Consider the following 17,795-nt stretch of genomic DNA (forward strand, 5'->3'; position numbering starts at 1 on the left):
AGGTATCGCAGATAAATTGGTAGTTTTCAGTCGGTAGCTAACACCCTTTAATTGCTGCTTGAGAGTAAGTTAGGGTGATTTTGTAAAAAATTATTAAATTACTAAATCAAGAGGCTCTGCCTCTTGATGGGCATTCCCAGTCAGAGACTGGGAACGAGGCAAGGCAATTAGGATGCGTTACCTTCAAGTTCCTCGATTTCCTGTAATGTTTGCCAGCCAGCTTGCCACTGGGAGTTATCTTGTAATAATTTGGCATTTATCCAGAAACGGACTTTCGGATCACAAGCAGCAACCATTTCGGCGTAAACCCACTTAGCCTGATTTTTTCGATTGACAACTTGGAAGTGGCGCCAGCCATCAACTTTTTGCTGTGCCGTCCACTTAGAACCAACTAGGTAAGGAAATTTTTGTTTTTTTGTCATTTGTCATTTGTCATTTGTCATTTGTCATTTGTCATTTGTCATTTGTCATTTGTTATTGCTTAATTTCTCCCTCATCTCCCTCATCCCCCTCATCCCCCTCATCTCCCTCATCTCCCTCATCTCCCCCTACTCCCCACTCCCCAGCTAAGATGTCACTAAATCACCATTACGGGTAAACTTCTGACAATCCAACTCACTATCTTGCTGGACACATAGCGAAAACCATCTGATATGGCTCCAGCAGGTGTTGATGTTGTTGGTAATTTTGCGCTTTTTCTTGGAAAGTCGTTGTCTTACAACTTCGTTAGGGCAAAGAATTTCTAACGTGCCCGTACCATCTTCGTAATTGACGATGCGAAATAGACAGTCTTGCAACATCGCACGGCTGCTGCTGTCGAAGAATCGCTTAAACCTCTGGGTAGAGTCGATGCCCGGTATTGTCCGGGGCACCTCTCTGTTAAATCTGGGCGTGCGGCTTTCACCGCACCCAGCTTCCGATGTTCTCAGCTTGCGCTTTTGCTCATGTGTTTGTAATCGTGGCAACTCTCGTGAATTGCTTCCAGATTATTTTTCTTCCAGTTGGCGTGATTTTCATCGATGTGATGCAGATGAATCCGTTCTTCATCGATGAATTTTAAACCGCAGGAGGCACATCTATGGTTTTGCTTCTTAAGAGCTTTAGAGGTTTCGCCGTCATGGAGCTTACTTTTGCGCTCGCTCCAATAGGCTGTATTTCCGTCGTAAGGTGATTTAGTTCCCTTGACAGAAATGTGCTTGTTTTCGGAGTAGGAAACTGCTGGGAATGCCTTGTCTAGTAATTTCTTGCTAGAGTAGCTGTTTTGCTTGGTTTCCTTGTTGAATACCGTGTAAGCTCTCTTTTGAATGTGGTATAACGAGTTTCTAGACCCGTCCATCTTGCAGAACTTATGGTAATTTCTCCACCCTCTTACTACCGGGGCTAATTTCTCCGCCTTTGTGGTAGCACCATAATTCGAGTTGTTGACGATGTGTTTTACTTTCTTACGGAATGCTTTAAAGTTGTCCACTGAGGGAGTACTTTTGAACTTTCCGTTTTTCTGGACTTTGAAGTGCCAGCCGAGGAAATCAAACCCATCTGTCGCGGCGGTAACTTTGGTTTTCTTTTGGCTTACATTCATTCCGCGTTTGCGGAGGAACTCGCTGATTCTTTCAAGTATCTCTGTCGCGTCATCTTCGGGTCGGAGTATAATAACCATGTCGTCCGCGTAACGGACTGATGGCTCGGTGATATCACTGTCCGAGGTTTTATCAGTGATTCTGTTTCCTCGTTTGTAGTTGTAGTGGTATCTATGTATACTCTCAATCCCGTTGAGTGCAATGTTGGCTAGTAAAGGACTGACCACTCCTCCTTGAGGTGTACCCTGTTCGGGAAATTCTGGGTTTACTCCTGATTTTAAACATCGGAAGATTCCGAGTTTTAAGCCTTTGGGGGCAATGAGTTCGTCCATTATTGCTGAGTGGTTAATCAGGTCGTTGCATTTTTCGATATCGAGTTCAATTACTCGTTTTTCTATTCCATAGGACTTGGAGTTGAGGTTTGAAAAGATGTACTTTTGTGCATCATGGGCAGAGCGCCCAGTTCTAAACCCGTAGCTCCTAGCGTGGAAAGTGGCTTCGTGTGCTGGTTCTAATGCATATTTTGCGAGGCATTGCCAAGCTCTGTCCGCGATGGTGGGTATCTTAAGCATTCTGGTTGTCCCGTCCTTCTTAGGGATGGGGATTTCCCGTAAGCCTTGATGTTTCCAATTTCCACTGTTCATTTTCAGTAGTTCTTCAAGGTTGAAGCGTTCTTCAAATGAGAGGGATTTCTTACCATCAATACCAGCCGTCTTCTTACCAACATTTAGCTGAGATACTTGTCTTATTGCAAGAAATCGAGCCGAGGTGGTTTTAAGAATAAGCTTTTGGAGTGACCTAGCTTTCCGTTTGTCTCCAACAAGAACCGCTTTGTACACGCGCTTTTGAAGGCGGAATAGATTTCGGCGGAATTTCTTCCACGGTAGTGCTACCCAAGATTCACTAGTTTTGTAACTGTGTCTAATCATTTACTCTTCTCTAGTTAGTGTATTCTGAACACCTCAGACCAATTACGGTCTGTCCTACCCGAATTGTGGGGATTCCTCCTCTCGTCTGGGCTACTTGGGGTTCGACTGCCCCTAGACCCACAACTCGTTTTTATTCGTTCCCTCGGAGAGATTGATTGTTCCGTTAGATGTAGCCACTTCGACTGCTGGATTCCCTAGACTCTTGCCGATACTAAGCTCATGTTCGGCGGGAATTAGCTCCAGTGGGGTCAGGGGTTTTGTGTTGCGCCCTGCCGGAGGATTAAGTCGCTTTTCTAGGCTCTGTTTCATCGTGGGAACTCCCTGTTAGCGCCAGTGTAAACCCGCAACGGTCGTCTGATTGCGCCCTGTTCCCAGCTTCACTCTACAAGAACCGAGCTTGTTCGGTGTGGGCAGGTAAGGAGTCAATTCTGAGTCTGAATGGCAAGGCTTGCACTTGCATCAATCCGAGAGTTCAGCCTTTAATGTCAGTGATCTGCTGACGGACTGGATTAGTTATGTACGGACTGGATACCGTGATTCACTAATCAACGAATCGCACTAGCTTTTCCCCTTCAGTCATTTGGCTAATGGGTTTTATTTTTAATAAATCCTCATCCTCAAAGTCAAAGTCATCATCTTCAAAGTCGTAGGGGTCAATCATTTTCAGCATCCACTAGGCGACCTGGGATTATGGTAACTCTGTGTGGGGGCAGGAAGAGAATGGTGAGGGAAGGTAGAAGAATTTTAATACGTCATGCTTGGTATATGCATTTAAATTTATGCTTATGAAGGAGTAATTCTGTTTATGATCATGTCTCTATAGATATTGTTAAGACAGTTACCCATACATTCTAAGAAAAAAATAGTAAGCTTTAGCTTTCGGGGGTAAGCTGTTTTCAATGCGATTAAGTGTAGTTGACCTTATAAAATATCTACTTGATCATTTCACATCTTTTAAATATAACTTTACCTGCTCCAAATCTCTTTCTTGGGAATAATTTTGTTTAATAAGCATCTCTAGGATGTCATCAATATTAATCGAAAAAGCTTTGAGCGTTTCTTTGATAGCTACTTGTGAATTCATTGTACTTGTTTTATTTTTTAATCTGCTTTCTATAAAAAACTTATCAATTGTTAGTTAGCGAAAGCATACTGCTCTAAAAATCTTCTCACCAGTAGTGTCAGGAATAATTTGCATTAAAGGCCCGGTATCCCCATAGCTATGACTAAAAATGAGTTTACCTGTGCTGTCATGTTGAAAACCTTCTCTGAGCCGAACTTTCCGATTACGACAATCCATAGAAAAATAGGATGTTTTGAAAGTAACTTCATCGACACCGGATTCTTGCTTCACTAACTGCCAATACCACGCTATGGTTCCTCGTTTTTCATACGACTCGTTATCAATAAAAATACGAGTACCATCCGATGATTCGTTAACTAAAACCCAATCAGCAGCCAATGCAGTCGAAGGAAATGCTATTAAAGAAACAATTGCTAATCCTAGAATTCGTTTCATAAAACTGATATCTTAATTAAAAGTTTTGCATGGTTAAAATCTGATTTTTGCCTGCAAGAGTATAACTACCTTTTAGCAGGTTCATCAGATACCACATTCTATTTGTCTATTACCTATAACTGGTTCAGTAATTCTGCTAGACCTTTATCTGGTAAGACCCTTTAAGTAAAAACTAATTTATAAAGCAAGTATGAATTTTCTATTAAATATCCTATGTAAACAACCCAAGCCGTGTTTTCATCATTCACATTTGGATAGTGATAGTGTTAATTGCAAACAAGAATTGCGAAATGAATTACTGAATAGCCTGATGTTAGTAGGATTAACTTCCGAATTTATGATCTATCTTGCAATCTAATCTATACATACCCAGCTTCAGCAATAACCTTTCCAATTTCTTGAAGGCTTGCACCTGTTGCCAGCATCGCACGTATCAACAGTTCAATTGAAACTGAAGCATCACCATTCTCTGCCTTAGCAACACGCGGTTGACTTGAGTGAATTCTCTCGGCTAATTCAACTTGTGTCATTACTTTTTGTCGTCGTGCTTTTAAACTCCGGCTGAGTGCTAATTTGATTCCAATCAGAGCATTTTCTTCTGGCGTTAGTTCCAAAAATTCTGAAACTGTGCCAACCTTCCAACCCTTTGCTTCTAGACGTTCCTTTTTTAGTTGATCCATGACTAATCCTGTGTATCTATATCGTATTTACTCAATCGCTTTTGACAATTCTCAATCACTTGCTCAGGTGTTGTTCGTGTAGTTTTATTGAACACCTCGACAATCAAAATGGCATCGTCGTCAATTCGATAAATGATTCTCCAATTTTTGTCCACGTCTCGAATGCGTAACTCATGGCAATGCGCTCCAATACTTGGCATTGGTGGTGAGTGAGGCAATTCCAGGTTCTCACCTTGCTGCAAGCACCTCAACAGAAAACCTGCCTCAACACGAGCTTCTTGACTAAAAGGTGGAGTTTTAACCTCGCCGCGTAGCCAAACCAAAGGTTTATCATCGTTATCCATACCATTTTATATCATATCTGATATACTCTAGTTGTCGCCAGCAGCCCAACAAGTAGCTACACCGACCGTAGAGCATCCGTGAGAGGTTAAGACAAAATCATTTTTGTCATTTAATTCGTTATGAAGCGATCGCAATCCAATCAGGTCATTTTCTTCTCGGCAGTATCAATTATCGCCATCCGGTGAGTTCAAACGTTGGGTGGTGTAGAGTTGTAATTTGAGGCAAAGGATTCCAAACTCCAAGCATGACTACAGTAGCAATCTTGCCAATCTTTGATGCTGATGGTGAAAAAACTTATCGCGCCATTGCAGGGGATAAGCACTCTGTTGGCAAAACTGCGGGGCAAGCCCTAGATGCGTTAACTACTCAATTGGGTGAAACGGAGTTCAGCGCACTGCTTGTCATTCAAAATTTTAGCCCTGACCCATTTTTCAGCGCTAAACAACAAGAACGGTTATCGGAATTGATGAGTTTGTGGCGGTTAGGATGAGATCATGGGCAAGCATTGCCACCAGAGCTACAAGCAGATCTGGATACTTTGGTTGAGGCAGAATTAAAAGCAGCAACAGCCAGAACAGCTGCATTGATACAGCAAGAGAGTTTTTGAATCGGTATTAAACCTCGTCCATTTTGAAACCTGGAGTAGTGCGGGCATCTTGCCCGCTACTACGAGCAGGGAGCAAGATGCTCCCACTACTTTTAAAAACTATGGTTCTCAAAATAGATGTGGTTTATACTGCGATCGCACAACGAGCCAAACCCCCAAAGTTCGTTAAAATCCTTGATTTTGTATTAGTCCATGAAGGTGGACTTCGTTTGTGTAGTAGCGAATTCTATTCGCCCAATATTTTTCAAACATCCTCTAAGCTCGCATTTGCTATAACGGCGATCGCATTTGCTATAACGGCGATCGCATTTGCTATAACGGCGACCACATTTGCTATATCGGCGGTCGCATTTGCTATATCGGCGATCGCATTTGCTATAACGGCGACCACATTTGCTATAACGGCGACCTCATTTGCTATAACGGCGACCTCATTTGCTATAACGGCGATCGCATTTGCTATAACGGCGACCTCATTTGCTATAACGGCGATCGCATTTGCTATAACGGCGATGCCTATAAGAAATGGGGACTAGGGGAAAATACCACTTTTACAAGACGTGAACACCGATCTAGGCGATCGCTCTCCTGTTCTTACAATGTCTATTGAAAGCAGAAATTTTCTTTACTTGGGGTTCTGGTAGTACATTAGTGTCAACTTAGAGCCAGGGCGAATAGAATTCGCGGCTATACAAACGAAGTCCACCTTCGTGGACTAAGAGAGAATAAAGCTTTTTGTAACCCACGGAGGTGGGTTTTGCCTGTGTAGACGCGGTTTACAACCGCCCTTTTAACTGAAAAAGCCTATGCAACCTACTAATCCTGACCAATTTACAGAAAAAGCCTGGGAAGCGATCGCTCATACCCCCGATATTGTTAAGCAATATCAACAACAGCAGATAGAAAGTGAACATCTGATGAAAGCACTGCTAGAACAAGATGGTCTAGCAACTGCGATTTTCACCAAGGCGGGTGTTAACCTTCAAAAACTGCGCGATCGCACTGAACAATTTTTACAACGTCAGCCGAAAGTATCTGGTAGCAGCAGTTCTGTCTATTTAGGACGCAGCTTGGATACACTTCTAGATCGAGCAGACGGATATCGCAAAGAGTTTCAAGATGAATATATTTCAATTGAACACTTATTGCTGGCTTACGCTAAAGATGACCGCTTTGGCAAAGGTTTATTCCAAGAATTCGGTTTAGACGAAAGCAAACTAAAAGATATTATTAAACAAATTCGGGGGAGCCAAAAAGTGACCGACCAAAATCCAGAAGGCAAATACGAAGCACTGGAAAAATACGGGCGCGACCTCACCGAAGCCGCCCGTAAAGGTCAACTTGACCCAGTGATTGGGCGGGATGATGAGATTCGCCGCACTATCCAAATTTTGTCACGCCGCACCAAAAATAACCCTGTGTTAATTGGTGAACCTGGTGTTGGTAAAACTGCGATCGCTGAAGGATTAGCACAGCGCATTATTGCAGGTGATGTACCTCAATCTCTCAAAGACCGCAAGCTAATCGCTTTAGATATGGGTGCTTTGATTGCAGGGGCAAAATTTCGGGGTGAATTTGAAGAACGTCTGAAAGCGGTATTAAAAGAAGTTACCGAATCTGGCGGTAAGATTGTTTTATTTATTGATGAAATTCACACCGTTGTCGGCGCTGGTGCAACCCAAGGCGCGATGGATGCGGGTAACTTGTTAAAACCGATGTTGGCGCGGGGCGAATTACGCTGCATTGGGGCGACAACTTTGGATGAATACCGCAAATATATCGAAAAAGATGCCGCACTGGAAAGACGCTTCCAGCAAGTTTATGTGGATCAACCCAGTGTGGAAGATAGTATTTCGATTTTGCGCGGGTTGAGAGAACGTTATGAAAACCACCACGGGGTAAAGATTTCTGATAGTGCTTTAGTTGCAGCAGCTATATTGTCGAGTCGTTATATTAGCGATCGCTTCCTCCCAGATAAAGCAATTGATTTGGTAGACGAAGCCGCAGCTAGATTAAAAATGGAGATTACCTCCAAACCAGAAGAACTCGACGAAATTGATCGCAAGATTCTGCAATTGGAAATGGAGAAGCTATCACTACAAAAAGAAAGTGATGCAGCTTCTCGTGAACGTCTAGAAAGACTGGAAAAAGAAATTGCCGATCTCAAAGAAGAACAAAGAACACTGAATACTCAATGGCAGTCTGAAAAAGATATCATTGACAAAATTCAGTCCGTTAAAAAAGAGATTGAACAGGCTAACTTAGAGATTCAGCAAGCAGAACGCGACTACGATCTTAACCGCGCTGCCGAGTTGAAATACGGCACTTTAACCAGTTTGCATCGTCAATTGGAAGCAGTAGAAGCTGAATTGGCAAGCACTCAAAGAAGTGGTAAATCACTATTACGGGAAGAAGTCACAGAAGCTGATATTGCTGAAATTATTTCTAAATGGACAGGGATTCCCATTAGCAAATTAGTGGAATCGGAGAAAGAGAAACTGCTGCATTTAGAAGATGAACTACACGGTCGCGTGATTGGACAAGAAGAAGCAGTCACAGCTGTAGCGGATGCAATTCAGCGATCGCGCGCTGGATTGGCTGATCCGAATCGTCCCATTGCTAGCTTTATTTTCCTTGGGCCGACGGGTGTGGGTAAAACTGAATTGGCGAAAGCGCTGGCGGCGTATATGTTCGATAGCGAAGATGCGCTGGTGCGAATCGATATGTCGGAGTATATGGAGAAACACGCCGTCTCCAGGCTGATTGGTGCGCCTCCAGGATACGTGGGTTATGAAGAAGGCGGACAACTTACAGAAGCGATTCGTCGCCGTCCTTACTCAGTGATTCTCTTTGATGAAATCGAGAAAGCACACCCCGATGTATTTAATATCTTCTTGCAAATTCTTGATGATGGTCGCGTCACTGATGCCCAAGGTCATAAGGTGGACTTCAAGAACGCTATTATCATCATGACCAGCAACATCGGTTCACAGTATATTCTCGATGTCGCTGGAGATAACGCCCACTACGACGAAATGCGCCGTCGAGTCATGGAGGCGATGCGAAATAGCTTCCGTCCAGAGTTCCTGAACCGAGTTGACGAAATCATCATCTTCCACGGTTTAGATAAGAAGGAATTGCGGCAAATTGTGCTATTGCAAGTGGAGAGATTGCGGAAAAGACTTAGCGATCGCAAAATATCCCTCAAACTCTCAGATATTGCACTTGACTTTTTAGCAGAAGTAGGGTATGACCCCGTATATGGGGCGCGTCCACTGAAGCGAGCGATTCAGCGAGAGTTAGAAACTCAAATTGCTAAACACATCTTGCGCGGCGAATTCAACGACGGCGACACTATTTTTGTAGATGTGCAGAATGAAAGGTTATCGTTTAGTCGCTTACCTGTTGAGGTGTTTAGTAGCTAATTGAAGATAATCTCACGCCAAGAAGCAAAATCAACTAATACCAATTTTTTATGAAGCTGCATAGAATTCGATCCCCCCTAGCCCCCCTTAAAAAGGGGGGAACCGGAAAAACATCTATCAAAGTCCCCCTTTTTAAGGGGGATTTAGAGGGATCAAGATATGTGCAACTTCACATTAAATTGGTATAAGAACGTCTTGGCGTTTTTTTGTGAAACATTCGTGGCGTAATAATTACGAATTACGAATTACGAATTATTTTGACTCTTACAAAGCACTTGTCGCATTTTACGCATATTTGTAGGTAACTCAAAGTTCATTGCTTGTTGAATGAAAATAGATGGAATTGGAATCAGAGGTGTAGCTTGCACAGTATAAGCTAGCATTGTGCCATTACCGCAATCTTTGAGTTCTAAATTGGCGTTAAAGTCCTCAAAAGTCCCTTTTACCATGCGAAATTGGATTTGCTGCCCCAGCACTTCTATAACGTTGAGATAAATTTCAACTTGAGCCGTGAAAAAGATAAAGGCTTTTTGTGCTACTTGATACAGATGTTTGGTATCGTCCTTATACAAAACTTCGCTTTTGATGATGTCAGGAAAATATTGTACCCACCGAGGGTAATCAGTTAATTGTTGCCAGACTTGCGATCGCACCATCGGCAAATACATCCAGGCTGTGACAGCGCCACCCCACATCTTGTGCGATCGCGTTTCTACCAAAATTTCACCCTCTACCAGCAACTTTTGCTTGTCTTGATTCCAAGCCATATCTGAACCTGCAATAATTGAGTCTGATATATAAGACGCAGACATAAGACTTAAGTTACTCCTCAACTCATCCACCTAAATGGAGTTAAAACTACAAGCTATAAAACTTGATTTAGATCCAACCCATTAAATTTTAGTTCCAGTCTAATACTTATTCTGGAAACTGTGATTTTTTGGTAATTATTTCAGACAGTTTACGATCAAAGCTGTATTTCTTAACACAATTAACACAATCAAGACTTAAGTCAGTTTAATCAAAGCAATATCTGTAGATGAAAAACTGCATTGTTAACAGCTAGAATTGCACAAACGGGATCTAATATCAAGCACTTACCCCAACGTTTGAATAGCATTTCTCGATTTTCATGTGTTATTTATGATGAAACCGTAATTTCATCGTAACTTCATATCTTATTGTCAATATCAAATGTAATGTCTGTTGAGTTGAGAGGAAAAGTAGGTGAGTCAATCTTCTTTAAATCGTAGATTAATCCAGATTTTTGGTATCCTTCTCGGCATTAGCGTTGCCGTCTGGGTACTGAGAGGCTTTGGTATTCTCACTTTTATTCCAGGTGGAATTATTTGGCTATTGCTACTTGGGGCGATCGCGATCGCGATTATCAGTTACGCCCAAAGGAGATGGTGGCGTTTTTAATCTGATTTATAAAGGAGTCATTAGTCATTGGTCATTAGTCATTGGTCATTGGTCATTGGTCATTAGTCTAAGATACAAGAGTTTTTGGTACATACTTCGCCCCTGGCGATGCCCTGAGCGTGGCCGTTGGGTGGGCGAAAAAAACTAATGATTAGGACTAATTCAAACCACGTTAAAGAGTCGGCGTGGTAACTCAAGGACTAATGACTCTCGCGTTGCGGTTTAATTTGATAATTTTCATGCCGTAGTCTCGTTTAAGAATTGTAGCGTGCCTATTTTGACTCACTACCAAAAGTATTTAATAGTAAAGCAATGCCAATAATTTACTAGGGGAAAGGAGCATGGCAAAGTATATATGTACTGTTTGCGCCTATGAATATGACCCAGAAGTAGGCGATCCAGATAGCGGCATCGCACCGGGAACAGCTTTTGAAAATATACCAGATGATTGGGTATGCGCCGTTTGCGGTGCTACAAAAGACCAATTTGAACTAGTTGAAGAGTGAAGATAACGGCTAGCCTAGTAAAGTACGTGCTATTGAGAAATTTTAGAATTTGCTACCGTTACAAATTGTAGTTATTGGGGGTGGGGCAGCAGGATTTTTTGGCGCGATCGCTTGTGCTAGAGTCAATCCTGATGCCGAAGTTACTTTACTCGAAGCCAGTCGCCAACCCCTAGCAAAAGTGCTAATTTCTGGTGGCGGACGCTGCAATGTTACTCATGCTTGCTTTGACTCTGAGGAGTTAGTGCAAAATTACCCCAGAGGTGCAAAAGCTTTGCGGGGTGCTTTGACTCGGTTTGGGCCTCAAGATACAGTAGCTTGGTTTGCTGCTGGTGGAGTCTATCTCAAAACTGAAGCTGATGGCCGGATGTTTCCTGTCACCAATAGTTCAGAAACCATTGTGGAATGTCTGATTAAAGCCGTGGCGACATCTGGGGTAAAACTCCGTATCGGTACACATGTAACTTCAGTGAGAACCGCAGCAGATGGGGGGTTTGAAATTCTTCTGAAGTCGGGAGAGACAATTAAATGCGATCGCTTACTTCTGGCAACCGGCAGCAGCCCTGTGGGTTATAAAATTGTCCGAGAGTTAGGTCATCAAATTGAACCGCCAGTACCCTCGTTATTTACCTTCAATATTCTCGATCAAAAGCTGAGGGAATTAGCTGGAGTTAGCGTTAACCCTGCCCAATTGCGGTTATCTGCGGGTGGAAAATCGCAATTACAACAAACTGGGCCATTGCTAATTACCCATTGGGGTTTGAGTGGACCCGCCGTTTTGAAGCTTTCTGCTTGGGGTGCGAGAGTTCTGCACGAAAGCCGCTATCAAGCCAGATTATTGATTAATTGGCTGCCTGATTTGCACCAAGAACAAGTGCGAGAAAAAGTTTTAGCAGTTAAAGATGAATGGGGAAAGAAAGCGATCGCATTGCATCGCGGCGTTGATCTACCGCATCGTCTCTGGCAATATATCATTGCTCGTGCAGGCATTACCACAGAAGACCGTTGGGCAGAAATATCTAGTAAAACCTTAAATCAACTGGTGCAAGAACTTACTCAGGGACAATATTTAATCAACGGCAAAGGAGCCTTCAAAGAAGAATTTGTTACCTGTGGCGGCATCAACCTCAAAGAAGTCAACTTCAAGACAATGGAAAGTAGATTAATTCCCGGTCTTTATTTTGCCGGAGAAATCTTAGATATTGATGGCATCACCGGTGGGTTTAACTTCCAAAGTGCTTGGACAACCGGGTATTTAGCAGGAGTGGCAATGGCGAGTAGCGATTAGTGCCACCACAGAGATTATGAGAGTTTAAGAGAGTTCGTAGTAAGCACTAAAGTCCTTACTATGAACTTATCAAAATTAATGTATCAGACTACTATAACCGTTATCGTTAAAATTTCTTATCAAAAAGATAACTTTGAAAGTTTATCTTACTCCTTTCCTTATCCAATGTTCAGCATCTTTTACATATACCTCTATCCAATCCATAACACATGTGTGTATTTCTTCGATTGTACCATTTTCATGTAGCATATAAACAGAACAATCATCTTGTCCATCGGCAATAATAAAACATGGGTCTCCATTTCTAGCAACGATACAGAAGGCATTTTCAGCTAAGATAGTACATTCTTCTCCCTCAGCAATTGACTCAAGAATAGTCTCTCGCTGCCACTCATTCATTTTGATAAGTTGGTGGAAGTAAAACTCAAATTCCGATCTGCTAACAAGCTTTCCGGCACTATGCCCAAGTAAGCCTAAGATTTCCCTATAAGTCCTTGGCAAAACTCCATATTTACTCTCAATGTATGCAATTTCCTCTAAGGTACATCCTTGTAGCTCTTGCTCATTTTTTACTATTCCACTAGTAAACAAGCGCTCTCTTAATTCTTGTATATTATTAATCATTTCAAAACCTCGAACTTTCTGGAGGATGAATCATCTCTATCTTAATTAGGGATTTCCAACAAATAAATTATCCAATCCACAAGAAGTAGTTGAGTATTTTGTATTTGGAAGTCCCTTAATTAACCTCTTGCAAAAGTCAAACACCCGTCCAAAAATAAATTTTTGGGCTAATAGCTCAAGTCGTTTTCAACCGACTAATAACACTAGTTTTAGTCCGTTGAAACGGACTTTTGCTATTAGCCAGGGACTTAAGTCCCTGGCGGTTCAAGTATTTTCGTAAGAGGTTTACTAATTATCTGACTAGCACAAAATGGCAAAAATAAAGCTACCATCCTTTGTAGATCAATTTTGAACACACCCAACAATGAAATTCAGCGAAATCCTCCGCCAATTTGGTGATGCCGCCACCAATCATAGCCTGACTAGCAACCCAGACCATGACCCAGAAATTACCGGGGTAGCAGCCATTGATGAAGCTACTAACGGCACTATCAGCTACGTAGAAGGTGCAAAATTTGGGTCTTTTATCGGCAAGACCAATGCTAGTGCTTTAATTTTGCCCCAAGACGAAAAATTACAGGTGCTTGCACACCAAAGCGGTATTGTCTGGATAGCGACCTCAGATCCGCGACTGTTGTTTGCCAAAGCGATCGCACTTTTTTACCAACCATATCGCCCCATCCCAGAAATTCATCCCACTGCTGTGATTCACTCCACCGCAAAAATTGGTAGTGATGTTTATATTGGCCCCCATGCTGTGATTCAACAAGGCGTAGAAATTGGCGATCGCGCAATCATTCATCCGAATGTGGTGATTTATCCAGATGCCAAAATCGGCGATCGCACCACCTTACACGCCAACTGTACCATCCACGAACGCACCCGCATCGGTGCAGATTGCGTCATTCACAGTGGTGCTGTCATCGGTGCAGAAGGCTTTGGTTTTGTTCCTACTCGGACTGGTTGGTTCAAAATGCAACAATCTGGCTATACAGTCTTAGAAGATAGCGTAGAAATAGGCTGCAATACCGCCATTGACCGCCCAGCCGTCGGAGAAACCCGCATCGGTCGCAGTACAGTAATAGATAATTTAGTGCAAATAGGTCACGGTTGCCAAATTGGTTCTGGTTGTGCGATCGCAGGTCAGGCTGGGATGGCGGGCGCTGTCAAACTTGGGAATCGGGTAATCCTAGCTGGGCAAGTCGGAATTGCCAATCAAGCGAAAATGGGTGATGGGGCGATCGCATCGGCTCAAACTGGCATTTTACACGATGTTGCACCAGGAGAAATTGTCTCTGGAACTCCAGCCATTCCTCATAAACTATATCTCAAAGTATGTGCTGTTTATGGCCGCTTGCCAGATATGTATCAATCGCTAAAACAATTGCAACGTAAATTTAAAAATAGCAATGATTGAAGAAGAATTCAGAAGTCAGAATTCAGGAATCAGAATCAATACTTCGGCAGAGCTACGTAACCATCAGTCGGGGATTGGGACCCGCACAACGGCCGCGCTACCTCGACTGCGCTCGGCACAAGTCTGTTACCACCACTGAATTAAACGCCGATTATTCATCCGCCAGCGATGCACTGAGCCGGTCGTTGTGTCGCACAGAATACGTTTCCTGTATTCTGACGACTGGCACCAATATTTCTGTTGGATAATTTCCGAAAATACTTTTCAGATCGATCGCTATTACCCAGAAGTGCAATCCAAACATTAAGGAGTTTGAGAAACTGAGAATGACTGACGAGACGATTGATTTGACAAACTGCGATCGCCAGTGGCTATCAACGGCAGGTTACAAAGCCCCTTGACTCAGAAGAGTTAGTTCAAGCTGTAGTCGCACTTGTATTAATTCGTAATTCGTAATACTTCGGCTGCGCTATCTCGTTCCCAGTCTCCGACTGGGAATGCCCCTCGTTGAGGCTCCGCCTCCCTCACTGGCGGCAGAGCCGCCAAGAGCAGCATTTCTAGTCTCTGACTAGAAACGAGGTTTTAATATCATGTCCGCTTGATTACTTATAGCGGTTCTCGTTTATGTGAGGTACACCCGTAGGGGCACGGCATGCCGTGCCCCTATACGATAATATAACTCGGCAGTTGAGCCTTTTAACTCGGCAGTTGAACCTTTTAACTCGGCAGTTGAACCTTTTAACTCGGCAGTTGAGCCTTTTAACTCGGCAGTTGAGCCTTTTAACTCGGCAGTTGAGCCTTTTAGCTCGGCAGTTGAGCCTTTTAACTCGGCAGTTGAACTTTTTAACTCGGCAGTTGAGCCTTTTAACTCGGCAGTTGCACCTTTTTACTCGGCAGTTGCACCTTTTTACTCGGCAGTTGAGCTTCAGAACTCGAAACTTCTAATTCATAAACTAAAATCCTAATTTCTCCAACACTGGCTTTGTGGAAACAATGTGACGTTCTAAACCCAATTCTTTTGGACTAACCCCAAGTGCCAAGGCAATTAACTGAGGTAAATGCAACACTGGTAAACCTAGTTTCTGTTCAATCACCTTTTCCACTTCTGGCTGACGCGAATCTAAATTTAAGTGGCACAAAGGACAAGGCGTAACTATACAGTCAGCACCAGATGCCAAAGCGTCCTGAATATGCATCCCCGCCATTTTGAAAGATTGGGTAGTAGCATAACTAGAAAGCGGCCAACCGCAACATTGCGTCCGCCCTCGGTAATAAATTGGTGTTGCACCCACGGCCCGAAACATATTTTCCATCGCTTCCGGTTGGAACGGGTCATCATCGGGCATAGATTTTTGGGCGCGGAGGAGATAACAGCCATAAAAAGCCGCACATTTTAATCCAGTTAACTTCCGGGTGACACGTTTGGTAATTTCCTCTAAACCGTAATCTGTTACTAAGGCGTAAAGGAGATGTTTAACGTCAGCAGTGCCGCGATAAGGTGAACAGCCTTCTTTATGGAGCAAGCCATTAACCTGTTCAATGTAAGCAGGGTTAGTAGTTTGGCATTCTTTCAGGTGTTCGTTGACGTGACCGATAACACCTTGACAAGTGCTGCAATGAGTAAGTAAGGGCAGATTTAATTCTTCTGCTAAAGCAATATTTCTGGCATTGACTGTATCTTCTAGCAGTTGAGAATCTTCTTTAAATGTGCCAGAACCGCAGCAAGCAGCTTTTTTAAGTTCAACCAATTCAATCCCCAGTGCTTGCGTCAGCGCTTGAGTTGACTGGTAAAGTTCCCGACAGGCGCCTTGGGCAACACAACCGGGGAAGTAAGCGTATTTCAGGGTGTGAGATAGCATAGAAGTATGTTTGGGTTAGAGCGATCGCTCTAAACAATAACTGTTTTATAAGAAGAATTCAGAACTCAGGAGTCAGAATTCAGTATGAATTCTGTACGAGTGGGTTTAAATCCCCGTCACAAAACTTAATTACGAATTACGAACGCGAGTGCGTGCCGGAGGCTCTATTACGAATTACGAATTATTTAACCGTCTAGGTTCAAAGCCGCCGCGTCTACATATTCTGATTGCTAGGAAGGCTGTAAATACTGATCGAGACATTGTAAAAAATTTTAGCAATAATTGGAAAGCCGAAGCATTTACACGGTATCAGCGATCGCGTAGCACGCTCCATTGACCAAGTGTTAACGTGAGTTCGATGAACCTCTCCCGGACAGCCTCCCTCTCCGAAACGGAAAGGGAGGGGCAACGAAAAATTAAGCTTTTTACAAAGAAAGGCAGAGGGCAGAGGGCAGAAGGCAGAAGGTAAGAAAGTATAATGAGAACTAAAGTTTCAGAGTTTAAAGCTCAGTAAAAATAAATAATTATACCGAGACTGCTTGCAGCGAGGTATAAAATGTCCAAGTTTTCAATCTCACCCAATTAACTTTCTTGGGTTCCTTCTGCCTTCAGCAAGAACTGCCTTCTGCCTTCTGAATCCCCTCTGGGCTTGCCTAACGGCAGGCTGACGCCAAGGTCGAGGGGTTGGGGGAGAGGTCAAACAAGATTTGTCGAACTCACGTAGTGTTAAGAGAAAACTTACCCGATTCTTTTTAGAAGAAAGGTTTTCTTACAGAAAAACTTAGTAGTATAAGGGCGATTGCGCTTAACTGAAAAAATGGGACACAGAGCTACGCACTTCTAGGGCGGCTTTTTGATAAACTGCGAATGGAGTTAAAAATAGAACTCTAGGCTCAAGACACGTTGAAACAGTTACGGTGAGAGCAGGCGTAGAGAAAAGCAACTGGGCAATTGTCTAAAATCTATCCCAGAAGCTGAAAGCAAGTCATTTTTTGCTTGTGTTCGTTAGTCGCGGGAGGGCATTCCGAGACTTAAAACGGACGTGGAGAGCGTGTAAGACCTCAGTAGAGGCAGTGCTTGTTGAAGCGTCAACCCCATTCAGCAACTACTTCCCGTTGGGGTGGTAGCGTGGTGAGGAATCATTGCTCCTTTAGGACGGTGAGGATGTCAAGATAAGATGTATATGCTCAAAACAATGTCTCCTCTAAATGAGCAGATTCTCGCAACTGGTTAAGGACTTTTATTATTTATGAGCCAAACGGAACTTTTTGAAAAGGTCAAGAAAATCGTCACCGAACAATTGAGTGTTGACGACCCTGCCAAAATCAAACCCGAGTCCAAGTTTATGGACGATCTAGGAGCAGATTCTTTGGATACCGTTGAACTGGTGATGGCCTTAGAAGAAGAATTTGATATCGAAATTCCCGACGAAGCTGCCGAGCAGATTATATCGGTTCAAGACGCAGTAGACTACATCAATAACAAAGTTACCGCATCAGCTTAACTCTTGATTGGGGATTGGGGAGATTTTTCTGGCTCACCTAGTCACACGAAGGGTGACGTTAGGAACGTCGCTAACGCTGACACTAACGCCAGTCTC

At 43.1% G+C, this 17,795-nt stretch carries 20 protein-coding genes; 9 read left to right on the top strand and 11 right to left on the bottom strand.

All coding sequences use genetic code 11. The features are described from left to right. Window positions 1-167: 167 nt before the first annotated feature. A complete protein-coding gene (locus V7K27_RS30830) occupies window positions 168-422 on the bottom strand; it encodes a TIGR02450 family Trp-rich protein (RefSeq protein WP_334952361.1) in 255 nt (84 codons plus the stop codon). On the opposite strand from V7K27_RS30830, the gene V7K27_RS30835 reads away from it, so the two are divergent. Next, window positions 416-598 (top strand): hypothetical protein, encoded by a 183-nt coding sequence (locus tag V7K27_RS30835; protein ID WP_334952363.1) that lies wholly within the window; start codon window positions 416-418, stop codon window positions 596-598. The two genes, V7K27_RS30830 and V7K27_RS30835, sit on opposite strands and share 7 nt — an antisense overlap. Here the strand turns inward: V7K27_RS30835 and V7K27_RS30840 are convergent. The 7 genes from V7K27_RS30840 to V7K27_RS30870 form a co-directional block, all read right to left on the bottom strand. Further along, complete coding sequence (locus tag V7K27_RS30840) at window positions 567-872, bottom strand: hypothetical protein (RefSeq protein WP_334952368.1); 306 nt, start codon at window positions 870-872, stop codon at window positions 567-569. The two genes, V7K27_RS30835 and V7K27_RS30840, sit on opposite strands and share 32 nt — an antisense overlap. A gap of 53 nt (window positions 873-925) precedes the next feature. Continuing rightward, window positions 926-2,506: a group II intron reverse transcriptase/maturase gene (locus V7K27_RS30845; protein ID WP_334952370.1), complete on the bottom strand. Its 1,581-nt coding sequence runs from the start codon at window positions 2,504-2,506 to the stop codon at window positions 926-928. Between the two features lie 111 nt (window positions 2,507-2,617). Then, window positions 2,618-2,815: a hypothetical protein gene (locus tag V7K27_RS30850; RefSeq protein WP_334952371.1), complete on the bottom strand. Its 198-nt coding sequence runs from the start codon at window positions 2,813-2,815 to the stop codon at window positions 2,618-2,620. 631 nt (window positions 2,816-3,446) lie between these two features. Next, window positions 3,447-3,590, bottom strand: coding sequence for a hypothetical protein (locus tag V7K27_RS30855; RefSeq protein WP_334952373.1), 144 nt, complete (start codon window positions 3,588-3,590; stop codon window positions 3,447-3,449). Window positions 3,591-3,644: 54 nt separating this feature from the next. Next, window positions 3,645-4,025: a surface-adhesin E family protein gene (locus V7K27_RS30860; RefSeq protein ID WP_334952374.1), complete on the bottom strand. Its 381-nt coding sequence runs from the start codon at window positions 4,023-4,025 to the stop codon at window positions 3,645-3,647. Window positions 4,026-4,384: 359 nt separating this feature from the next. Beyond that, a complete protein-coding gene (locus V7K27_RS30865; RefSeq protein WP_334952375.1) occupies window positions 4,385-4,705 on the bottom strand; it encodes a helix-turn-helix domain-containing protein in 321 nt (106 codons plus the stop codon). A gap of 2 nt (window positions 4,706-4,707) precedes the next feature. Then, window positions 4,708-5,049: a type II toxin-antitoxin system RelE/ParE family toxin gene (locus V7K27_RS30870; RefSeq protein ID WP_334952376.1), complete on the bottom strand. Its 342-nt coding sequence runs from the start codon at window positions 5,047-5,049 to the stop codon at window positions 4,708-4,710. A 245-nt stretch (window positions 5,050-5,294) separates the two neighbouring features. Between V7K27_RS30870 and V7K27_RS30875 the strand changes: the two genes are divergently transcribed. The 3 genes from V7K27_RS30875 (at window position 5,295) to clpB (ending at window position 9,082) form a co-directional block, all read left to right on the top strand. Then, window positions 5,295-5,540, top strand: a complete 246-nt coding sequence (locus tag V7K27_RS30875; protein ID WP_334952377.1) for a hypothetical protein — start codon at window positions 5,295-5,297, stop codon at window positions 5,538-5,540. Between the two features lie 218 nt (window positions 5,541-5,758). Beyond that, window positions 5,759-6,193, top strand: coding sequence for a hypothetical protein (locus tag V7K27_RS30880; RefSeq protein ID WP_334952378.1), 435 nt, complete (start codon window positions 5,759-5,761; stop codon window positions 6,191-6,193). A 270-nt stretch (window positions 6,194-6,463) separates the two neighbouring features. Then, entirely contained in the window at window positions 6,464-9,082 is a 2,619-nt protein-coding gene (gene clpB, locus V7K27_RS30885) for an ATP-dependent chaperone ClpB (RefSeq protein WP_334952379.1), read from the top strand. A 245-nt stretch (window positions 9,083-9,327) separates the two neighbouring features. Here clpB and V7K27_RS30890 read toward each other — a convergent pair whose 3' ends face one another. Beyond that, window positions 9,328-9,894, bottom strand: coding sequence for an SRPBCC family protein (locus V7K27_RS30890; protein WP_334952380.1), 567 nt, complete (start codon window positions 9,892-9,894; stop codon window positions 9,328-9,330). Between the two features lie 415 nt (window positions 9,895-10,309). On the opposite strand from V7K27_RS30890, the gene V7K27_RS30895 reads away from it, so the two are divergent. The 3 genes from V7K27_RS30895 (at window position 10,310) to V7K27_RS30905 (ending at window position 12,295) form a co-directional block, all read left to right on the top strand. Further along, complete coding sequence (locus tag V7K27_RS30895; protein WP_334952382.1) at window positions 10,310-10,504, top strand: hypothetical protein; 195 nt, start codon at window positions 10,310-10,312, stop codon at window positions 10,502-10,504. A gap of 341 nt (window positions 10,505-10,845) precedes the next feature. Continuing rightward, window positions 10,846-11,010, top strand: coding sequence for a rubredoxin (gene rd, locus V7K27_RS30900; protein WP_334952384.1), 165 nt, complete (start codon window positions 10,846-10,848; stop codon window positions 11,008-11,010). A gap of 49 nt (window positions 11,011-11,059) precedes the next feature. Further along, window positions 11,060-12,295 (top strand): NAD(P)/FAD-dependent oxidoreductase, encoded by a 1,236-nt coding sequence (locus V7K27_RS30905; RefSeq protein WP_334952386.1) that lies wholly within the window; start codon window positions 11,060-11,062, stop codon window positions 12,293-12,295. 141 nt (window positions 12,296-12,436) lie between these two features. Here the strand turns inward: V7K27_RS30905 and V7K27_RS30910 are convergent, their stop codons facing one another. Then, a complete protein-coding gene (locus tag V7K27_RS30910) occupies window positions 12,437-12,919 on the bottom strand; it encodes an SMI1/KNR4 family protein (protein ID WP_334952388.1) in 483 nt (160 codons plus the stop codon). Window positions 12,920-13,283: 364 nt separating this feature from the next. On the opposite strand from V7K27_RS30910, the gene lpxD reads away from it, so the two are divergent. Continuing rightward, on the top strand, window positions 13,284-14,336 hold the full coding sequence (lpxD, locus tag V7K27_RS30915; RefSeq protein ID WP_334952389.1) for a UDP-3-O-(3-hydroxymyristoyl)glucosamine N-acyltransferase: 1,053 nt from the start codon (window positions 13,284-13,286) through the stop codon (window positions 14,334-14,336). 953 nt (window positions 14,337-15,289) lie between these two features. On the opposite strand, the gene V7K27_RS30920 is transcribed toward lpxD, so the two are convergent. Beyond that, on the bottom strand, window positions 15,290-16,195 hold the full coding sequence (locus V7K27_RS30920) for a CoB--CoM heterodisulfide reductase iron-sulfur subunit B family protein (RefSeq protein WP_334952390.1): 906 nt from the start codon (window positions 16,193-16,195) through the stop codon (window positions 15,290-15,292). Between the two features lie 1,249 nt (window positions 16,196-17,444). On the opposite strand from V7K27_RS30920, the gene acpP reads away from it, so the two are divergent. Then, window positions 17,445-17,699: an acyl carrier protein gene (gene acpP, locus V7K27_RS30925; protein ID WP_292771358.1), complete on the top strand. Its 255-nt coding sequence runs from the start codon at window positions 17,445-17,447 to the stop codon at window positions 17,697-17,699. Window positions 17,700-17,795 lie beyond the last annotated feature (96 nt).

It is taken from the genome of Nostoc sp. (assembly GCF_036919575.1).
Lineage (GTDB): Bacteria > Cyanobacteriota > Cyanobacteriia > Cyanobacteriales > Nostocaceae > Nostoc.

Bases quoted from the DNA above. Each gene is read 5' to 3' on its own strand.
- V7K27_RS30855 (WP_334952373.1), bottom strand. From the start codon at position 3,590: ATGAATTCACAAGTAGCTATCAAAGAAACGCTCAAAGCTTTTTCGATT.
- acpP (WP_292771358.1), top strand. From the start codon at position 17,445: ATGAGCCAAACGGAACTTTTTGAAAAGGTCAAGAAAATCGTCACCGAA.
- V7K27_RS30890 (WP_334952380.1), bottom strand. From the start codon at position 9,894: ATGTCTGCGTCTTATATATCAGACTCAATTATTGCAGGTTCAGATATG.
- V7K27_RS30880 (WP_334952378.1), top strand. From the start codon at position 5,759: ATGGTTCTCAAAATAGATGTGGTTTATACTGCGATCGCACAACGAGCC.
- V7K27_RS30830 (WP_334952361.1), bottom strand. From the start codon at position 422: ATGACAAAAAAACAAAAATTTCCTTACCTAGTTGGTTCTAAGTGGACG.
- lpxD (WP_334952389.1), top strand. From the start codon at position 13,284: ATGAAATTCAGCGAAATCCTCCGCCAATTTGGTGATGCCGCCACCAAT.
- V7K27_RS30910 (WP_334952388.1), bottom strand. From the start codon at position 12,919: ATGATTAATAATATACAAGAATTAAGAGAGCGCTTGTTTACTAGTGGA.
- V7K27_RS30870 (WP_334952376.1), bottom strand. From the start codon at position 5,049: ATGGATAACGATGATAAACCTTTGGTTTGGCTACGCGGCGAGGTTAAA.
- V7K27_RS30875 (WP_334952377.1), top strand. From the start codon at position 5,295: ATGACTACAGTAGCAATCTTGCCAATCTTTGATGCTGATGGTGAAAAA.
- clpB (WP_334952379.1), top strand. From the start codon at position 6,464: ATGCAACCTACTAATCCTGACCAATTTACAGAAAAAGCCTGGGAAGCG.
- V7K27_RS30865 (WP_334952375.1), bottom strand. From the start codon at position 4,705: ATGGATCAACTAAAAAAGGAACGTCTAGAAGCAAAGGGTTGGAAGGTT.
- V7K27_RS30850 (WP_334952371.1), bottom strand. From the start codon at position 2,815: ATGAAACAGAGCCTAGAAAAGCGACTTAATCCTCCGGCAGGGCGCAAC.
- V7K27_RS30845 (WP_334952370.1), bottom strand. From the start codon at position 2,506: ATGATTAGACACAGTTACAAAACTAGTGAATCTTGGGTAGCACTACCG.
- rd (WP_334952384.1), top strand. From the start codon at position 10,846: ATGGCAAAGTATATATGTACTGTTTGCGCCTATGAATATGACCCAGAA.
- V7K27_RS30920 (WP_334952390.1), bottom strand. From the start codon at position 16,195: ATGCTATCTCACACCCTGAAATACGCTTACTTCCCCGGTTGTGTTGCC.
- V7K27_RS30860 (WP_334952374.1), bottom strand. From the start codon at position 4,025: ATGAAACGAATTCTAGGATTAGCAATTGTTTCTTTAATAGCATTTCCT.